The sequence below is a fragment of the Paenibacillus sp. strain BS8-2 genome, from assembly GCF_054483835.1.
The window spans coordinates 2,144,834-2,163,848 of the sequence record NZ_CM137010.1 but is presented as its reverse complement, the minus strand read 5'-3'; the positions used below and the strand labels follow the sequence as shown (position 1 = coordinate 2,163,848).

Annotated in this window: 18 protein-coding genes and 1 tRNA gene; 2 read left to right on the top strand and 17 right to left on the bottom strand. The window is 51.2% G+C overall.

Annotated features, from left to right (window positions below):
• Positions 1–20 precede the first annotated feature (20 nt).
• The 5 genes from gpmI to ACX1C1_RS09490 form a co-directional block, all read right to left on the bottom strand.
• Entirely contained in the window at positions 21–1,559 is a 1,539-nt protein-coding gene (gene gpmI / locus ACX1C1_RS09510; RefSeq protein ID WP_458956842.1) for a 2,3-bisphosphoglycerate-independent phosphoglycerate mutase, read from the bottom strand.
• Position 1,560: 1 nt separating this feature from the next.
• A complete protein-coding gene (tpiA, locus tag ACX1C1_RS09505) occupies positions 1,561–2,316 on the bottom strand; it encodes a triose-phosphate isomerase (RefSeq protein WP_458956841.1) in 756 nt (251 codons plus the stop codon).
• Positions 2,317–2,328: 12 nt separating this feature from the next.
• Entirely contained in the window at positions 2,329–3,513 is a 1,185-nt protein-coding gene (locus ACX1C1_RS09500; RefSeq protein WP_458956840.1) for a phosphoglycerate kinase, read from the bottom strand.
• Positions 3,514–3,644: 131 nt separating this feature from the next.
• Positions 3,645–4,655: a type I glyceraldehyde-3-phosphate dehydrogenase gene (gap, locus tag ACX1C1_RS09495; RefSeq protein WP_458956839.1), complete on the bottom strand. Its 1,011-nt coding sequence runs from the start codon at positions 4,653–4,655 to the stop codon at positions 3,645–3,647.
• Between the two features lie 100 nt (positions 4,656–4,755).
• Positions 4,756–5,790, bottom strand: coding sequence for a sugar-binding transcriptional regulator (locus tag ACX1C1_RS09490; RefSeq protein ID WP_458956838.1), 1,035 nt, complete (start codon positions 5,788–5,790; stop codon positions 4,756–4,758).
• 243 nt (positions 5,791–6,033) lie between these two features.
• Between ACX1C1_RS09490 and ACX1C1_RS09485 the strand changes: the two genes are divergently transcribed.
• Positions 6,034–6,108, top strand: a tRNA-Arg gene (locus ACX1C1_RS09485).
• Positions 6,109–6,486: 378 nt separating this feature from the next.
• Positions 6,487–7,068 (top strand): ATP-dependent Clp endopeptidase proteolytic subunit ClpP, encoded by a 582-nt coding sequence (gene clpP / locus ACX1C1_RS09480; RefSeq protein ID WP_458956837.1) that lies wholly within the window; start codon positions 6,487–6,489, stop codon positions 7,066–7,068.
• Between the two features lie 607 nt (positions 7,069–7,675).
• Here the strand turns inward: clpP and ACX1C1_RS09475 are convergent.
• The 12 genes from ACX1C1_RS09475 to hisB all read right to left on the bottom strand — a co-directional run bounded on the left by ACX1C1_RS09475 (position 7,676) and on the right by hisB (position 18,940).
• Entirely contained in the window at positions 7,676–7,945 is a 270-nt protein-coding gene (locus ACX1C1_RS09475) for an HPr family phosphocarrier protein (protein ID WP_068678916.1), read from the bottom strand.
• Between the two features lie 192 nt (positions 7,946–8,137).
• A complete protein-coding gene (gene whiA, locus ACX1C1_RS09470; protein WP_458956836.1) occupies positions 8,138–9,079 on the bottom strand; it encodes a DNA-binding protein WhiA in 942 nt (313 codons plus the stop codon).
• 6 nt (positions 9,080–9,085) lie between these two features.
• Positions 9,086–10,072: a gluconeogenesis factor YvcK family protein gene (locus ACX1C1_RS09465; protein ID WP_458956835.1), complete on the bottom strand. Its 987-nt coding sequence runs from the start codon at positions 10,070–10,072 to the stop codon at positions 9,086–9,088.
• A 14-nt stretch (positions 10,073–10,086) separates the two neighbouring features.
• Positions 10,087–10,974 (bottom strand): RNase adapter RapZ, encoded by an 888-nt coding sequence (gene rapZ, locus ACX1C1_RS09460; RefSeq protein ID WP_458956834.1) that lies wholly within the window; start codon positions 10,972–10,974, stop codon positions 10,087–10,089.
• Positions 10,975–10,985: 11 nt separating this feature from the next.
• Complete coding sequence (locus ACX1C1_RS09455; protein ID WP_458956833.1) at positions 10,986–11,936, bottom strand: ROK family glucokinase; 951 nt, start codon at positions 11,934–11,936, stop codon at positions 10,986–10,988.
• 232 nt (positions 11,937–12,168) lie between these two features.
• Positions 12,169–13,116 (bottom strand): thioredoxin-disulfide reductase, encoded by a 948-nt coding sequence (gene trxB / locus ACX1C1_RS09450; protein WP_458956832.1) that lies wholly within the window; start codon positions 13,114–13,116, stop codon positions 12,169–12,171.
• A 21-nt stretch (positions 13,117–13,137) separates the two neighbouring features.
• The gene (locus ACX1C1_RS09445; RefSeq protein ID WP_458956831.1) at positions 13,138–14,895 is read right to left on the bottom strand and encodes a tetratricopeptide repeat protein; all 1,758 of its coding nucleotides are present in this window, start codon (positions 14,893–14,895) and stop codon (positions 13,138–13,140) included.
• A 147-nt stretch (positions 14,896–15,042) separates the two neighbouring features.
• A complete protein-coding gene (locus ACX1C1_RS09440; RefSeq protein WP_458956830.1) occupies positions 15,043–15,993 on the bottom strand; it encodes a ribose-phosphate diphosphokinase in 951 nt (316 codons plus the stop codon).
• Positions 15,994–16,194: 201 nt separating this feature from the next.
• On the bottom strand, positions 16,195–16,881 hold the full coding sequence (gene hisIE, locus ACX1C1_RS09435) for a bifunctional phosphoribosyl-AMP cyclohydrolase/phosphoribosyl-ATP diphosphatase HisIE (protein ID WP_458957643.1): 687 nt from the start codon (positions 16,879–16,881) through the stop codon (positions 16,195–16,197).
• 11 nt (positions 16,882–16,892) lie between these two features.
• Positions 16,893–17,651, bottom strand: a complete 759-nt coding sequence (gene hisF / locus ACX1C1_RS09430) for an imidazole glycerol phosphate synthase subunit HisF (protein ID WP_458956829.1) — start codon at positions 17,649–17,651, stop codon at positions 16,893–16,895.
• Positions 17,652–17,721: 70 nt separating this feature from the next.
• The gene (gene hisH / locus ACX1C1_RS09425) at positions 17,722–18,339 is read right to left on the bottom strand and encodes an imidazole glycerol phosphate synthase subunit HisH (protein ID WP_458956828.1); all 618 of its coding nucleotides are present in this window, start codon (positions 18,337–18,339) and stop codon (positions 17,722–17,724) included.
• 1 nt (position 18,340) lies between these two features.
• On the bottom strand, positions 18,341–18,940 hold the full coding sequence (gene hisB, locus ACX1C1_RS09420; protein WP_458956827.1) for an imidazoleglycerol-phosphate dehydratase HisB: 600 nt from the start codon (positions 18,938–18,940) through the stop codon (positions 18,341–18,343).
• Positions 18,941–19,015 lie beyond the last annotated feature (75 nt).

Below are 19,015 nucleotides of genomic sequence, written 5' to 3'. Positions count from 1 at the left end.
CACATTTCTTTATTTTACTATTACTTGCTTATCAAAGTCGAGCCAGTCATTTCATTCGGACGAGCAAGTCCGAGCAGATCGAGCACTGTAGGAGCAATATCCGCTAGAATGCCACCCTCGCGCAAGGTTGCGCCAGCACGCGTTACGATCAGCGGAACCGGATTCGTCGTATGCGCAGTATGCGGACGGCCATTCTCGTCGAACACCATATCCGCGTTGCCGTGGTCCGCTGTGATGATACAGACGCCGCCTTTGGCAAGTACGGCCTCTACTACTTGACCAAGGCACTCATCCGTTGCTTCAACAGCTTTGATCGTCGGCTCCAGCATGCCGGAGTGGCCGACCATATCAGGGTTGGCGAAGTTCAAGATGATGGCGTCGTGTTTACCTGCTTCGATCTCGCTAACCGTTGAAGCCGCCAGTTCGTAAGCGCTCATCTCCGGCTGCAGGTCATACGTCGCCACCTTCGGCGAATTGATCAGCACGCGAGTTTCGCCTGGCAGTTCCTTGTCGCGGCCGCCGCTGAAGAAGAACGTCACATGCGGATATTTTTCCGTCTCAGCCGTACGCAGCTGCGTCTTGCCATTCTGCGCAAGCACCTCGCCCAATGTGTTGTCCAAGTTCTTAGGCGAATAAGCGACATAGCCGCCAACCGTTTCGCTAAAGAGCGTCAGACAAACGAAGTGCAAGCCTACAGGATGATTAGCGCCACGGTCAAAGCCGCGGAAGTCCTCGTTCGTGAAGACCTGCGACAACTGAATGGCACGGTCCGGACGGAAGTTGAAGAACACGACGGAATCCTCGGATTCCACAAGCCCTACCGGTTTGCCGTCTGCACCAGTAATGACCGTTGGCATAACGAATTCGTCATACACGGATTTCTCATACGATTCAACAACCGCTTTGAGCGGATCAATGTATTGCGGACCTTCACCATACACCATAGCGCGGTAGGATTTCTCCGTGCGCTCCCAGCGTTTGTCGCGATCCATCGCATAATAACGACCTTGAACCGTCGCGATGCGGCCTACGCCGATCTCGTCGATCTTGGCAACCAATTGCTCCACATAACCTTTGGCGCTGTCCGGCGATACGTCGCGGCCGTCCAGGAAAGCATGGATGTAAACATCCTCCAGCTCTTCCTTCTTAGCGAGCTCAAGCAAAGCGAACAGATGCGCGATATGGCTATGCACGCCGCCATCAGACAACAAGCCATACAAGTGAAGCTTCTTGCCGCGGGACTTAGCATGTCTAATCGCGCCAAGCAATGTCTCGTTATCGTAGAACTCGCCATCGCGGATCGACTTGCTAATACGAGTCAGATCCTGATACACGATACGACCGGCGCCGATGTTCAGATGACCCACTTCGGAGTTGCCCATCTGACCTTCTGGCAAACCTACCGCCTCACCGGAAGCCGTAAGCGTCGTGTGCGGATATTGAGACCAATAACGGTCGTAATTCGGTTTGTTCGCTTGCGCAACCGCGTTGCCCGTCACATCGTCGCGAAGACCGAATCCGTCCAAAATAATAAGAGCAACCGGAGTACGGGAAGCCATCTTACTTGGCCCCCTCGATCAGCGCGATGTAGGAAGCTGGCTCAAGGCTCGCTCCGCCTACCAGTGCGCCGTCGATATCCGTTTGACCGAGGTATTCTGCAACATTGTTCGGTTTCACGCTGCCGCCGTATTGGATACGTACTTTAGCTGCAACCGTCTCGTCGTACAGACCCGCGATCACGCTGCGGATGTAGCCGATCACGTCTTGTGCATCTTCAGAAGTCGAGGACTTGCCTGTGCCGATCGCCCAGATTGGCTCGTAAGCGACAACAACTTCAGCTGCTTGCTCAGCGGACAGACCTTGGAAGGCTCCTTCCGTCTGCACTTTGCATACTTCTTTTGTAGCGCCGGATTCACGCTCTTCGAGCTTCTCGCCTACGCATACGATTGGAGTCAAACCATGTTTAAACGCCGCAACCGTTTTTTTGTTGACAATTTCGTCCGATTCGCCAAAGTAAGCGCGACGCTCGGAGTGTCCGATGATGACATATTTTACGCCGAGGTCCTTCAGCATAAGTCCGCTGATCTCGCCCGTGAATGCGCCATTGTCTTCGAAATGCATGTTTTGCGCGCCGATCGAGATGCTTGTGCCTTTCGCTGCTTCCACAAGTGCCGGGAGCGCTGTGAATGGAGCGCAGATAACGCTCTCTACGCCAGCCACTTCCGCTTTTCCTTTTACTTCAGCAAAAAAAGTTGTTGCTTCGGAAACCGTTTTGAACATTTTCCAGTTGCCTGCAATAATTGGTGTTCTGCTCATCGCATGTACCCCCTATTTGTCGTTAAGTGCCACTACGCCTGGAAGAACCTTGCCTTCCATGAATTCCAGGGAAGCGCCGCCGCCCGTGGAGATGAAGTCCATTTGCTCTGCCAAGCCGAATTTCTCGGCTGCCGCAGCGGAGTCGCCGCCGCCGATTACCGTATAAGCGGAAGTCTCAGCCGTTGCTTGCGCTACCGCGCGCGTACCATGGGAGAATGGTTCGATTTCGAATACGCCCATCGGTCCGTTCCATACAACCAGCTTGGATTCTTTGATCACGTTAGCATACAGCTCACGCGTTTTCGGTCCGATGTCGATGCCTTCCCACTCTGCAGGGATGCCGTCTACGTCCACGATTTGTGTGTTCGCATTGGCGCTAAAGTCGTCTGTTACAACGATATCAACAGGGATGTAGAAGTTTTTGCCCAGCTTCTTCGCTTTCTCGATGAATTCGAGAGCCAGATCCAGCTTGCTGTTGTCCACGAGGGACTTGCCGATCTCATGACCTTGCGCTTTGAAGAATGTGTAGGACAAGCCGCCGCCGATGATGATGTTATCAGCGATTTCGAGCATTTTGTCGATAACCGCGATTTTGTCCTTTACTTTGGAGCCGCCTACGATTGCCGTGAATGGACGCTCAGGGTTGTTAAGCGCTTTGCCCAGCACTTCAAGCTCGCGCTCCATCAGCAGGCCGGATACAGCCGGCAGAATGTGTGCGATACCTTCTGTGGATGCGTGTGCGCGGTGTGCAGCGCCGAACGCGTCGTTCACGAACAGGTCTGCCAGCTTAGCGAACGATGCAGCCAGTTCTGGATCATTACTTTCTTCGCCAGGGTAGAAACGAACGTTCTCAAGCAACAGCACATCGCCATTGTTAAGAGCGGCTACTTGCGCTTCAACCGCTTCGCCGATCGCTTCGTCAGCCTTCACAACCGGTTTGCCGAGCAGCTCAGAGAGACGCGCTGCGGATGCCGTGTGGCGAAGCTCTTCAACGACTTGTCCGTTAGGGCGGCCAAGGTGGCTTGCAAGAACTACTTTCGCGCCTTTTTCGATCAGGAAGTTAATAGTAGGCAGTGTCTCGCGAATACGTTTGTCGTCCGTGATCTTGCCATCTTCGAGCGGCACGTTGAAGTCCACGCGCACAAATACTCGTTTACCTGCTAGTTCTGCTACGTCGCGAATGCTTTTTTTGTTCATAGTATGTTCCTCCACGCCTTCGATTTTGTTGAAATGTAAGAAAACAAATCTTGTGATAGAAGATAGAATGGCATACTCATAGATAAAGAGCGGAAACAAGTTCCCGCTCTATTTACGTTGTTAAGGCGATATTATTGGGACAATTTTGCGAAGTGCTCAAGCGTACGAATCAATTGAGCTGTGTAGGACATTTCGTTGTCGTACCAAGCTACCGTCTTAACAAGCTGTTGGTCGCCAACTGTCAGAACTTTAGTTTGCGTTGCATCGAACAGGGAGCCGTAAGTAATGCCGATAACGTCGGAAGAAACGATTTCGTCTTCTGTGTAACCAAATGTTTGTGGGTCAGAAGCTTCTTTCATCGCCGCGTTTACTTGCTCAGCCGTTACTTTCTCGTTAAGAACAACAACAAGCTCAGTCAGGGAACCAGTTGGTGTAGGTACGCGTTGTGCTGCGCCGTCAAGCTTGCCTTGCAGCTCAGGAATAACCAGGCCGATTGCTTTCGCAGCGCCAGTTGTGTTAGGGATGATGTTTTCTGCCGCAGCGCGAGCACGACGGAAGTCGCCTTTTGGATGCGGAGCGTCAAGCGTGTTTTGGTCGCCTGTGTAAGCGTGGATCGTCGTCATAAGACCTTGAACGATGCCGAATTTGTCTTGCAATGTTTTGGCCATTGGAGCCAGGCAGTTCGTTGTGCAAGAAGCGCCGGAAATTACTGTTTCGGAACCGTCAAGGATATCGTGGTTCACGTTGTATACGATTGTTTTCATCTCGCCTGTAGCAGGAGCGGAGATTACTACGCGTTTAGCGCCGCCTTTAAGGTGCTTCTCGGCAGCTTCCTTCGTTGTGAAGAAGCCTGTGCACTCAAGAACGATGTCTACGCCCAGCTCGCCCCAAGGAAGCTCTTCAGGGTTGCGGTTCGCGATAACTTTAACTTCTTTGCCGTTTACTTTGAAGAAGCCGTCATGCACTTCAACTTCGCCGTCGAAGCGACCTTGCGTTGTGTCATATTTCAAAAGGTGTGCAAGCATTTTTGCGTCCGTCAAGTCGTTGATTGCAACAACTTCGATACCTTCCACGTTCTGAATACGGCGGAAAGCCAAACGTCCAATACGTCCAAATCCGTTAATACCAACTTTAACTGTCATGAGTATTAGCCTCCTAAGCATTTTAAATGCAAAATATATTTCAAGACGTTCCGCGTCGATCATTGCCGCCGCTTCGCGTCATGATGCCCTTCTATGTCGCCTATGCTTCTTGCGCGATCAAGTCCGCAATCTCCAGCGCCGCCGCTTCGTCCGTCACGAGCACATCATTGTGTCCGAACCGCATGACCGCCGCAATCGCTTCGCCCTTGTTCTTGCCGCCCGCTACAGCTATAACAACTTCAGTCTTCACAATATCGTCGAGACGTAACCCGATTGTCTGCATTTTGTGTACAACGGCCCCGCTCCGGTCAAAATAAAACCCGAACGCTTCCGCCAGCGCGCCTTCCGCAGCAATCTCGTCGACCATCGTCTGCTCAAGCTTCCTTCGCCTCGCCATCACCATCGCATCGCCAATGCCGTGCACGACGATTCTCGCGCTCCGGATCACTTCGACAATCTCCTGGATATTAGGCTCCTGCATTAATGAAGCGAAAGCTTCTTCGCCTAGATGATCCGGCACGTGCAGCAGTCGATACTGACCACCTGTCCGCTTGGCCATCGTGGAAGCAATTGTGTTGGCCTGATAGTCATGACTCTCGCCAAGCCCGCCCCTTGCCGGAACGAATCTAACCGACTTCAGCGCCGTAGAGGTCGTAAGCTGATTCGCTACCTGCGCAATCGTTGTGCCGCCTGTGATGGCAACTACGTCCGCCGGCTTCAGCGCTTCGCGAAGCACCTGCCCCGCCGCCTTGCCCAGTTCCCGCTTCGCCTGCACCGAGTTCTCCGAATCACCTGGCACTACAACAACCTGCGATAATCCGAAGTGGACTTTAATCCTCTCCTCGAGCTCAGACAATCCGAACAATGAGCTGTACATCGGCTCCAGCCGCTCTAACAACCTTCGGCCTTCGTCGCTGATCGACATACCGGCTGTCTGGATCTCCAGCAAGCCTTGCTCCTTGAGAAAGTCCGTCTCCGCTCTCAGTACCCGCTCCGTCATCGACAGCTCGCCAGCAAGCGTCCGCCTGCCAATCGTGCCTGCTATCATGACTCGGCTCAGGATCAGATATCTGGTCCTCATCGCTTCTAGAAGTTCCGGTACAAGCTGCTGCTGCAGTTCAATGAGCTGACGCATCCTTAACCTTCACTCCATCTTTGTTCTCATAAAGGATGGAACATATGCCATTGGACTCATTTCGTCCCACATGTTCATTTTTAGTCCCACCTCTATTTTAACTAATCTACATCTCCTCCGCAAGTCTGAAAAAACATTTGAAAGCGGTTTATGTCACAAATTACACAAATTTAATTTGTCAGCGACTCTTGCTTTCGATACGCCGATATCATATAATCATTTTTGCTACTGTTTTTTGCATACGCGCCCGTGGTCCAATGGATATGACGTAGGCCTCCGGAGCCTGAGATCTAGGTTCGATTCCTAGCGGGCGCGCCATAATAACAACAAACAAGCTGTCCAGCCATTGCTGAACAGCTTTTTTTTCTGTTTCAGGACATTTAAAGTGGATCCGCATAGATAGACTGACTTAAGTCAGCCAACCTCGGGATTAAGACAGATTCTATTGCATCAAATCGCCGTGTCGTTCATCGAAATATAATGGTCAAGAAATACTTTGACCATCTTTGACTTTTTCGTTTGAATCCGCTATGATAGGGATACACTTTTATACAGTGTCCCATTACATAGCCATTTATTTTACGCTTGTATGGATGAAGCTTGTGATTTGCGACAAAGCGTTTGCTTTGCAAACACTACAGTTCGTGCTTTCTAAGATGCGTAAGCTACGCAAAGGCCTAAGGAGGATGGTTAAGAATGAATTTTGTGCCTATGGTAATTGAGCAAAGCAACAGAGGGGAACGCTCGTACGACATCTACTCCCGCCTGCTGAAGGACCGCATTATCTTCCTTGGCTCCGGCGTGAACGACGTAGTCGCCAACTCCATCATCGCGCAAATGCTATTCCTTGCTGCTGAAGATCCGGAGAAGGACATTTCCCTTTACATTAACAGCCCTGGCGGATCCATCACATCCGGCATGGCCATCTACGATACGATGCAGTACATCAAGCCGGACGTCTCCACGATCTGCGTGGGCATGGCCGCTTCCATGGGCGCCTTCCTGCTGACCGCAGGTGCGAAGGGCAAACGTTACGCGCTGCCTAACAGCGAAGTTATGATTCACCAGCCGCTTGGCGGAGCCGAAGGTCAGGCCAGCGACATCGAGATTCGTGCTCGCCGCATCCTCAAGATGCGTGACAAGCTCAATCAGATTCTAGCTGATCGTTCCGGTCAGCCGCTGAGCCGCATCGAACAGGATACCGACCGTGACTACTTCATGAGCGCTGCCGAAGCACAAACCTACGGACTCGTTGATAAGGTCATCGAAAGAGTGTAAATACTCGCAAGACAACAAAAAGGGGAGCAGGCGATTCATTTGCCCGCTCCCCTTTTTGTCTATTGTCGCCCTCGAGATGGGCAACCTCTTTTATTAGGTTCTACGCTTCAACATGCTATGGCCCCAACGTATGTGAAATTCTACATACATTGTGATGCGATCCGGCCTTATGCCCCCAACGTATGTAAAAATCTACATACATTGTGCTGCGATCCGACCTTGTGCCCCCAACGTATGTGAAAATCTACATACATTGTGCTGCGATCCGACCTTGTGCCCCCAACGTATGTGAAATTCTACATACATTGTGCTGCGATCCGGCCTTATGCCCCCAACGTATGTAAAAATCTACATACATTGTGCTGCTATACGACCATGCGCCCCCAACGTACCTATGCCGCTACAGAAACAAGCGCCCACCTGCATGAACGCCACTCCAACGCCACGCCATCGCCATACCACACCACGCCCACGTATGAAATAGGGTAAGGATTTTACACTTTCTGATATGCAAAAAAATGCAAAAAAAAGGAGCAGCTTAACGCGACCTTGAGAGTCGTGTTAAGCTGCTCCTTTGCTTTGACTATAAGCGCATCCGCGCATGATCTTATTGGTTCTCAAGCTCTTCTTTGCTGACGAGTGCGACTAAAGCGTTTACAGCCTGTTCCGCATCCGAACCTTCAGCACTTATCGAAATTTCAGTGCCAGAGCTGATCGCAAGGCTCATAATGCCCATAATAGACTTAGCATTTACTTTCTTATCGTCCTTCTCTACAAAAACCTCGGAGGAGAATTTGTTCGCTTCTTGAACGAATAGCGCTGCAGGCCTAGCGTGAAGCCCTGTCTTCAAACGAACGACAACCGGAAGCCTTGTCATGGAAACATACCCCCTATATTATACTATTTCATCTAGCCGAAACAGATGTGGAAGCCCTTAAAGCTGGCACCACCGTCTCGCTTAGAATTCCAAGTCTCCCATACCAACCATGCATATGATGAACCTAGAATCGAACATACATCGTCACAAAAGCCAATTACAATTTATTATATCATTATACAAGCTGATGCACTAGGCAAAAGTTGATCCTGCTCTTATTTTTTCAGCCAATTCGTCGATTTTGCGAAGGCGATGGTTCACACCGGACTTGCTTACTTGACTTCTCAGCATCTCTCCAACCTCTGTCAGATTAAGATCTGGATGCTGGAGGCGGATCACCGCGACCTCGCGCAGCTTATCTGGCAGGCTGTCGAGTCCGATCTCTTTCTCGAGCAGCTTTATGTTATCGATCTGCCGAACGGCAGCTCCGATCGTTTTGTTCAAATTAGCGGTCTCGCAATTGACGATCCGATTAACCGAGTTGCGCATGTCACGCATGATCCGGACATCCTCGAACTTGAACAGCGCTTGATGGGCGCCGATGATGTTCAACAGCTCGATAATCTTCTCGCCTTCCTTGATATAGAAGATGAAACCTTTCTTCCGCTCGATACATCTAGCGTTTAGATCGAACTTGTTCGCGAGATCGACTAACGACCCGCAATGCTCCTCATACATGGAGGATATCTCCAAGTGATAAGAAGAGCCTTCGGGATTATTGACCGATCCCCCCGCGAGAAACGCGCCTCGCAAGTACGAACGTTTGCAGCAAGACTTCTGAACAATTCCCTTGTCGATCCCATCGTTGAACATAAAACCTTCAGAGACGATCTTAAGCGAAGCCAATGTCTCTTGTACTTTCGCCGGTAGCCGAACGATATAGACATTGTTTTTCTTCAATCTCATCTTCTTGCGCACCAGCAATTCTACGTGCAGGTCGTAATGCTTCTTGATCAGCGAATAGATTCTTCGCGCAATTGCTGCATTCTCTGTCGAGATGTCAAGAACGACCTTGCGGCTGGACAGGCTGACCGAACCGTTCATCCGTATAAGGGCCGATAACTCGGCGCGCTCACAGCAGCTGTCCGCTTCTACCATCGTCAGCTCTTTCTTTGTTTGTGCCGCAAAAGACATTCGGGCTCACCTCTTCCTTAACATCCAATTCTCCACCAGCTTATAAATATGATGGCTTAGCCGTTCTGCATCGTGACGCAGAAACGTCCGGAATAAGACCAATTTGTCTGCGATCACTTTGTAGCCTCTGCGTGTCACCTCATCGATATCGAGATGAACCGCTTTGGCGCCAAGCTCTGCATACTTACTCTCCACCTGTGGCGGAATCTCTCCATCGTTAACGATAACGTAATCGAACAAATGATGACCAATATGTGCATGAATCGCGTCCAAATGATCGCTGACCGTATAGTTGTCCGTCTCGCCCGGCTGCGTCATAACATTGCAGACAAACAGCTTGACAGCCTGAGACTCCACTATAGCTTGAGCAAGCTTAGGAACGATCAAATTGGGCATGATACTCGTATATAAACTGCCTGGTCCGATCAAAATGGCGTCTGCCTGCTCAAGTGCTTCCACTGCTTCGGCAAGCGGCTCTACGTCTGCCGGCTCCATGAACACACGCTTAATCGCTTTCCCAGCCTTAGGGATTTGCGACTCGCCCGTAACGATGGAACCATCCTCCAGCTCGGCTTTAAGGACAATTGCACGGTTTGCCGCTGGAAGGACCCGTCCTCGAACGGCGAGCACCTGGCTCAGTTGGCGGATGCCCGTTACGAAATCACCGGACAAATCTGTCATAGCAGCAAGCATCAGATTACCCAGACTATGGCCCGCAAGACCGTTGCCCGTCTTAAAGCGGTACTTCAGCATATCTGCCAATAGCGGCTCCACATCGGCCAAAGCCATTAGTACGTTGCGAATATCGCCGGGCGGCGGAATTTGGAGCTCGTTTCGCAGAATGCCGGAGCTCCCTCCATCATCCGCAACCGTGACGATTGCCGTTATATCGAGCGGCTTTTCCTTGAGGCCACGAAGCATAACAGAGAGACCCGTACCGCCGCCGATCACGACGATTTTGGGACGACGTACAATCTTTTGTATCGTCTGCATGTTTTCCCCCCGCATCAATGCTTATCCCGCTCCGAATCACGATGGCTGACGCGTACCCGTTCTGTGTCGCTGCTTCCAAGCACTTTGCCCAAATACTCGGCTATAGCAACAGACCGGTGTTTGCCGCCTGTGCAGCCAATGCCGATGATAACTTGGCTCTTGCCTTCCTTGCGGTACAGCGGAATAAGAAATTGCAGCATATCAATCAGCTTCACAAGAAACTGTTGCGTCTCCGGCCACTTCATTACATATTCGTATACGTCGGGATTCTGCCCCGTATTAGGGCGCAGATGTTCGACGTAATGCGGATTAGGCAAGAAACGAACATCATAGATCAAGTCGGCATCAATCGGGATGCCATACTTGAAGCCGAACGAGGTAACATTGACAGAAAGTCTGCTTTGCTCCACATTCGTGAAATGCGCGATGATATGCTCCTTGAGCTGCAATGGCTTCAGGCTGCTCGTATCGATCACTTGTGATGCCGACCCTTTCAGATCCTCTAGCAGCCGCCGCTCGCTATGAATGCCTTCAAGCGGCAATCCTTGAGGCGCCAGCGGATGCCGGCGCCGACTTTCCTTGTAACGTTGGACAAGCACTTCATCCGTTGCGTCCAGGTATAATATTTCACAGCTTATTGTATGATGGTCTTTGATATACGTTAAAGATTCCGACAGCGCGGTGAAAAATTCGCGTCCACGCAAGTCGATGACTAACGCGACATTGCCAATTTTGCCGTTGGACTGCTCAATAAGCTCCGCGAATTTAGGTATGAGTACCGGCGGAAGGTTGTCGACACAGAAGAACCCGAGGTCCTCGAGACTCTGAACCGCAATGGTCTTGCCCGCGCCCGACATGCCGGTAATAATCACTAGCTTAGCAAGCGTTGCTGTCGTTTCCATTCGTACACCTACTATCCTCTAAGAATAAGTCCTGCAGCGCCCACGACGCCTGCGTCATTGCCCAGCGTAGCCGGTACGATCTTGACGCCTTCTTTGGCTTGATCTTGTGTATACTTCTCGAACACTTCACGAATCTGATCGAACAAGAAGTCCCCCGCCTTGGATACACCGCCGCCAATAATAAAATATTGCGGGTTCAGTACGATCGCGATCATCGCCATCGACTTGCCAAGGTAATAAGCAGCGCGGCTCACAATACGTGCCGCCACTTCATCGCCAGCTTTGGCCGCGTCAACAACGTCCTTCGCCATAATATTCTCCACTTGCGATAACGTTGTACGGTCACCGCGCGCCACTGCATCCTTCGCCATGCGAATAATGCCAGTTGCCGACGAAACCGTCTCCAAACAACCCATCTTGCCGCAGCCGCATTGAATCGCTTCCAGATCAGGTACGATGGAGATATGGCCGAGCTCGCCCGCCATACTGTTGTAGCCTTCTACAATTTTGCCGTCTATGATAATGCCGCCGCCAACGCCAGTCCCAAGCGTATAACATACGCAATGAGCGACGCCTCTGCCTGCGCCTGCCCAAGCTTCTCCTAACGCTGCAACGTTTGCGTCATTGTTGATTTTAATTGTTTTGCCGAGCTCTTCCTCGAGAAACCCTTTCAAATCCGTGTTCTCGATATAGAGATTTGCCGAATATTTCACATAACCAGTCGGAATGTCCAAGAAGCCTGCGATACCGACGCCTACGCCGTCCACTTGCTCCCATGAGTGATTGGACTCTTCTACGATCGCTCTCGAATATTTTGCGATATTATTCAAGATCGCGTCCGTACCTTTATCCGTTTCCGTCGCCCCTTCATAGGTATGGAGCAGTTGGCCCTCCGCATCGCACAGGCCTACCTTAATGGTTGTGCCGCCGACATCGACGCCCACGTAAATCTTCTCAGACATGACAATAGCCACCTCATTTACATAGTTAACATTCTCTGTTCCAACTATAAGCGTTGTAACCATTCCGGTCAAGGCGGAACGGCTACGCGGCCTTTGGCTGTGCAGCGCGTTTCGTTCCTTACATTCTAAGCCAGGATACGTCACGAAACGCAACCATTCATCTCATTTCACAAAATCAAAAGGGACCGCTTCCTGGTTCATTCCGACTCTCAGGCGCGGTCCCTATATGCGTCTACAGCGACTTGCTCCAATCATGCGTAATGGAACCTTCAAGGAACCGTTCACAATCGAGTGCTGCCATACAGCCGCTGCCCGCAGCCGTGATCGCTTGGCGGTATTTGCTGTCCTGCACGTCGCCGCAAGCGAATACGCCAGGGATATTCGTCTCAGAAGAACCCGGCTTCACTTGAATGTAGCCATGCTCGTCCGTGTCGATCTGACCACCGAGGAACTTCGTATTCGGCGTGTGACCGATGGCGATGAAGATGCCGTCCGTGCTTATGACCTCTTCTTCTCCCGTTGCGTTGTCGCGGACCTTGAGGCCCGTTACGCCCATGCCGGTCGCCACGACTTCAACCGGCGTGCGGTTGAGGCTCCAGCTGATTTTCTCGTTCTCGCGGGCGCGGTCCTGCATGATCTTAGACGCGCGCAGCTCGTCGCGGCGGTTGACCAGCTCGACGTTGGTCGCGAAACGTGTCAGGAAGTTCGCTTCTTCCATGGCGGAATCGCCGCCGCCGACCACGATAATCTTCTTCCCGCGGAAGAAAAATCCGTCGCAAGTTGCACAAGTGCTTACGCCTTTGCCGACATTATCCTTTTCACCGGGGATGCCGAGATATTTGGCCGATGCGCCTGTTGAGATAATGACACTCTCACCGATGATCTCGCCTTGTCCTTCAACCTGGAGCTTGAACGGACGCTGCGAGAGATCGATTGAATTTACCCAACCTGTCAAGAACTTGGCGCCGAAACGTTCGGCTTGCTTGCGCATATTTTCCATCAGCTCAGGTCCCATGATGCCCTCAGGAAAACCTGGGAAGTTTTCTACTTCCGTAGTCGTCGTCAGTTGGCCGCCTGGCTCAGGTCCTTCAATAATGAGCGGATTCATGTTGGCGCGAGCCAGATAGATTGCTGCTGTCAGTCCGGCAGGTCCCGTACCGATAATAATGGATTTGTACATCTCCGTCACCTCACGCGTTAATTAATCCTCTTGCGATTCATGCGCGGAGAAAAACGAGCTAATCGTTTTCATCTTCTCCTTTATGCCGCATGCCCCGTCTATAAGTTTGACATGTTTGCTTACCGTTGCAATCGATGTGCCGTAACGTGTTGCTACCTCATGGTAGGAAATTGCGCGGCGATGCATCTTGGCAGTCAAATATTCCAGCGCAGCCGCCCAGCCCTCCGGCTTGGCAAGCTTAGGTACGTCGGGATAGACGCGCGACAGGAATTCAACCCATAATGTCATCATATCATGCTGCTGGACGAGATCATAATGTTTGCTCATCCGGCTAAGCGCGGCTTGCGCCACCTCTTCCCACTTATCATGCCACTCTGGAAGTCTCGAGGGCACTCGGTTAGGTTCGATGATAGTTTCCTTGCCTTCCAACACAACTTTAAGCGGTTCTCCCACCCCGATTGTTCGGAGGACGAATACCGCGATCTTTTTCAAATAGTCGTCTTCATCCCGCTCCAGCAAGAACGCACGCAGCACGTCCTTCACTTCATTGTCGGCAATCATGCCGAATGCCTGAATCACTTGAAGCTTGGTATGCTGATCGCCGTGACGCAGCGCCCAGAAGAATGAAGAACGAACGAGCGGATCGCTCTTAAGATGATCGGGAATGCCGTCACTCGATTTCTCCCATAGCTTGAACTGCTCCTCGAAGGGCAGATGGTAATGATAGCTAATCGGGGCGGACACATTGCCTTGTCGAAGCATCTCTAGCTGTTGCATGTAATACTGCGGAATATCGGAAGTTGGATCAAGCTTCATCGTCAATTTCCAGAGACGCTCGGCATCATTGAACCTGCTGATATTACAAGCCGCAACCGCCGCGTAATGGAATAGACACGGATCTTGTTGGGCCTCTGTATCCTTGGCTAATCGAATAAAGTGACGGTAAGCAATTTCATGCTCGCCTAATATCCCCATCGTTGTAGCCAGCTTAAATACATGCTCCTGATGGAACGGCACCGTCCTAGTCAGCAGGCTCACAAGCTCAGCGAGACTTTCTTTGTCTCCTTCATGCTGATAGAAGATCGCAAGATTGCAGAGCGCATGCAGATTGCCCGAATCTTGGGCAAGCACGCTCCGTATCGCATCCTTCGCTTTCTCGAACAGTCCCATATAATAATACGCCAGTGCTAGATTATTGCGGGCAGCCAAGAACTCCGGCTGTCCTTCCACAATATCCTCTAGAATTCTTACAGCTTCGGTAAACTTGCCTTCCTCCAGCAAGGATCGGGCTTGATCATGCTCGACCATGCCTTCTCGCGCCTTAATGTACTTGAGTGCCATCGGTCTCTCCAGCTCGAACTGAAGCAAATCCATCATCTCTTCAGCTTCATCTAGATATTGACCTTCAGGATCCTCTTGCAAGTAGCGAACCAACGAGCGCTCGGCATCCTCGAACATTTCCATATTCGCGTAGTTATTAGCCATATAGAAGTGGCATTCGGTCATTAGAGGGTCGATTTGCTCCAAGATCCAATCCAGAATCTCGTTTGACTCCTTATAGTTGCCCATCTCCGATAGAATGCCGGCCATATTGCAATGATTGACTGGATTCTCCGGTTCGTATTCGACGGCTCTCCGGAAGTACTTGAGTGCCTTGTCATAATGGAATCGGTCCAACGAGCGTACCGCGCGCTCGAAGAAGAACGTAGCGTCCCACTGAATGGATATGATATTCGTAACCGCATCTTCGCCTACCGCTATTCGTTTCTTCCCTTTCACTCGCAAGGCACCTCCTTATCTATCCTTCGTTAAGCACGATTATACCATAGCTGGACCCGTCCCAACATGTAAGAATATGTGGGAAAATCGCGGACAGCCCATGTGGCCGCCGCGATTCTCTCGGATAACTGCGTATGGAGTTTAAGGCTACACGCCTTTGTTCTTGAACAATGTACTGATGGAACCGCCATCCAGGATGATTCGGGTTGCTTCCGCAAGCAGCGGGGCAACGGACAGAATCTTGAATCGATCCGGTGTCGTCTCCGGCAGCATGATGGAGTCCGTTACAATAACTTCTTTTATGGATGGATGGTCTAGACGCTCTATAGCGTTGCCGGAGAACAGCGGGTGCGTTGCACAAACATATACGTCTTCGGCGCCGCGTTCCTTCAAGCTCTCGACGACGTTGACGATCGTGCCGCCCGTATCGATCAAATCCTCGATGATAATAGGCGTCTGTCCTTCGACATCCCCGATTACGTGTGTAATGGAAGATTCGTTATGAGCAGAACGCTTCTTGATCATAATGGCAAAGGATGTGTCCAAATAGTTGGCGAGCTTCTCCGCGGTTGAAGCGCGGCCAGCATCCGGAGATACGACAACCGGGTTTTTGATGTTCTTGGATTTCAGATAGTCGCTGATCAGATCAAGCGCAGTCATATGATCCACCGGGATGTTGAAGAAACCTTGAATTGCCGGAGCATGAAGATCGATCGTAATGACGCGAGTAGCTCCTACCGTCGTCAATACATCTGCAAGCATTTTTGCCGAGATCGGTTCACGTGGAGCAGCCTTACGTTCTTGGCGCGCATATCCGTAGTACGGCATAATAATATTCACCGTTCTGGCAGAAGCGCGTTTCGCCGCATCGATCATGACCAATAGTTCAACAAAATGTTCGTTGATGGGATGCGAGAACGACTGAACGAGAAAGACGTCGCAATTCCGAATCGTTTCTTCATAGTGAACGTAGATTTCACCGCTCTTGAAACGGGACAGTTTGATGGAACCTAAGTTCAAACCAAGCTCTTCGCTGATTTTCTGAGCCAATACCGGATTTGAAGAACCCGAAAAAATACGCACCTTGTCGCTTAACATGATACCCTCCTGAGCGTTTCGACCAAATAATTTATTACAAGAACCAGCGTGAAACGGCAATTTCCGACCTTATGCGGCTACAGCATGACACGTTTCATTTAAGCTTACCTGTCCTATTATACATTGATTTAGAATTATTTCAAAAATGTAAATGCACTATTTTTCGACAAAGTCATGAATTCGGGCGCAGTGCTTGGAAGTTTATCTCATTTTGTTGGTCGTCGGTTTGCCGTGACGGCTTGCCAGCTCGCCCATAATGTCATCAAGCGGTAATCCACGCTCGCGCAACAGTACCATTAAGTGGAAGAGCAAGTCACTTGCTTCGCTGCGAAGCTCGTCATTGTCTTGGTTCTTAGCGGCAATGATAACCTCGGAGGATTCTTCGCCGACCTTCTTGAGGATCTTGTCCACACCTTTATCGAAGAGATAAGTCGTGTATGCGCCGGCAGGACGTTCTGCATGCCTTTGGGCGATAATTTCCTCCAGCTTGCCGAGAATGCCGAAACGATCGCCAGCATCCGTATTTTCATCATCGGCTTGCCGCCCCGCTTCTTCACTTCCACCTACGTCTATTCCATTGTAGAAACAGCTGTATCGACCCGTGTGGCAGGCAGGACCTTGTTGTTCCACGCGTACGAGCAATGTGTCGCCGTCGCAATCGTAGCTCATAGATACGATACGCTGCGTATGGCCGCTGGTTGCGCCTTTATTCCACAGCTCATTGCGTGAACGGCTCCAGAACCAAGTCGAGCCTGTCGATAACGAGAGACCCAGCGATTCTTCGTTCATGTATGCGAGCATGAGCACTTCCTTGCTCTGCGCATCTTGCACAATCGCTGGCACCAATCCGTCGGGGCTCCACTTGATACTCTCTTTCAGTTCGTTCATGTTGCTTGTCGTCACCTAACCTCGACTCCTTTGCTGCGCAAATCGTTTTTCACTTCACCGATCGTGATTTCCTTGTAATGGAATATTGTAGCGGCTAGCCCGGCATCCGCCTGAGCTTCCTGGAATACTTCTGAGAAATGCTCGACTCTTCCCGCTCCGCCGGAAGCGATAACCGGTATGCCGACGCTGCGCGATACAGCACCTGTCAGCTTAACGTCGAAGCCGTCTTTTGTCCCGTCGGCGTCCATGCTAGTCAGCAGAATTTCTCCTGCCCCCAGACGTTCCACCTCACGTGCCCATTCCAGCGCCCGGATTCCTGTCGTTTGTCTTCCGCCATGCGTGTAGACTTCCCACTCGCCCCACTCGGGATTAAACTTGGCATCAATCGCCACAACGATACACTGTGCGCCAAATCGGCGTGCGCCGTCAGACACTAGCGAAGGATTTTTTACGGCTGCCGTGTTGATACCGATCTTGTCCGCACCTGCGCGCAGAATCCGTTTCATATCGTCCACATGCGAGATGCCGCCGCCAACCGTAAACGGAATCGTAATCTCGCCCGCCGTACGTTTCACAACCTCGATCATCGTCGCACGCCCCTCAACCGACGCCGATATGTCGAGGAAAACAAGCTCATCCGCTCCCTCGCGGTCGTAGGTCGCCGCAAGCTCTACCGGGTCGCCCGCATCTCGCAAATTGACGAAATTGACGCCCTTCACCACCCGCCCGTCCTTCACGTCCAGGCATGGAATTATACGTTTCGCCAGCATTGGTTCTCCCTCCCGTTCCTCTTGCCAAATTTCCACATCGGCCGCTCTCGAATCGACTGCCTACTCCAGCTTAACGTTTCGAACTACCCGTCAACGCCAAGAAGTTGTCTAGCAGCTTCATGCCGAGATCGCCGCTTTTCTCTGGATGGAACTGCATGCCGTATACGTTGTCGCGTCCCACGACCGCAGTCACATCTCCGAAGTAGTCCGTCGTCGCAAGCAAGTCTGATGGCTGCTCTGGTTTCCCATGGAAGGAGTGAACGAAATACACATGCCCTTCCTCTAAGCCACGGAACAGAGGAGATTCTGCTTGCTTGAACTGGAGTTTGTTCCAGCCCATATGCGGGATTTTATAACTTCCGTTGAATCGGATAACGCGTCCTGGCAGCAACCCCAGTCCTTCGTTGCGGCCATACTCCTCGCTTTCGCCGAACAACAGCTGCATACCAAGACAAATGCCAAGCATTGGTTTACCGGAAACGGCGTAAAACTTCACAACCTCATCCAGCTTTGTATTCCGCAAGTTCTGCATGGCATCGCCATATGCGCCAACGCCAGGAAGTATCGCGCCGCTTGCCTCCACAATCGTCTCCGGATCGGCCGTCACAACCGCTTCGTATCCAAGCCGCTCCACAGCCTTACTGACACTATGCAGATTGCCCATGCCGTAATCGATGATCGCGATCATCCTACAGCACTCCCTTCGTCGAAGGGACTCCTTGTACGCGTGGATCAATACTAGTCGCTTCGTCAAGCGCTCGTCCGAGCGCCTTGAACACCGCTTCGATCATATGATGCGTATTTTGCCCGTAGTGGACGATGACGTGCAGCGTAATGCGCGATTCCAGCGCCAGCTTCCAAAGAAACTCGTGCACAAGCTCCGTGGAGAAGCTGCCTACTTGGGAGGAAGGGTATTGCGCGCGATATTCGAAGTGTGGACGATTGCTCACGTCAACCACAACTTGCGCGAGTGCCTCGTCCATCGGAACAAACACGCTTGCATAACGTTTGATGCTGCGTTTGTCACCTAGCGCTTCGCGAAGCGTCTGACCTAGGCAGATGCCGATATCCTCGACTGTATGATGATCATCGATGTCGATATCGCCCTGCGCTTCCACGCTGAGATCGAATTGTCCATGTTTCGCGAACAGGTCCAACATATGATTCAGAAACGGAACATCCGTCTCCAGCTTGACTGTACCTGTGCCATCTACGGCAAAAGCCAGTTTAATATCTGTTTCGTTTGTTTTACGATCTACCGAAGCTTCACGTTTTCTATTATCAACCATCTTCGCATCTCCCAGCCTCATCTAGTATGGTACCACTGCTTCGTTTACAGGCCTTATCCGGCGACTTTGTCGGTC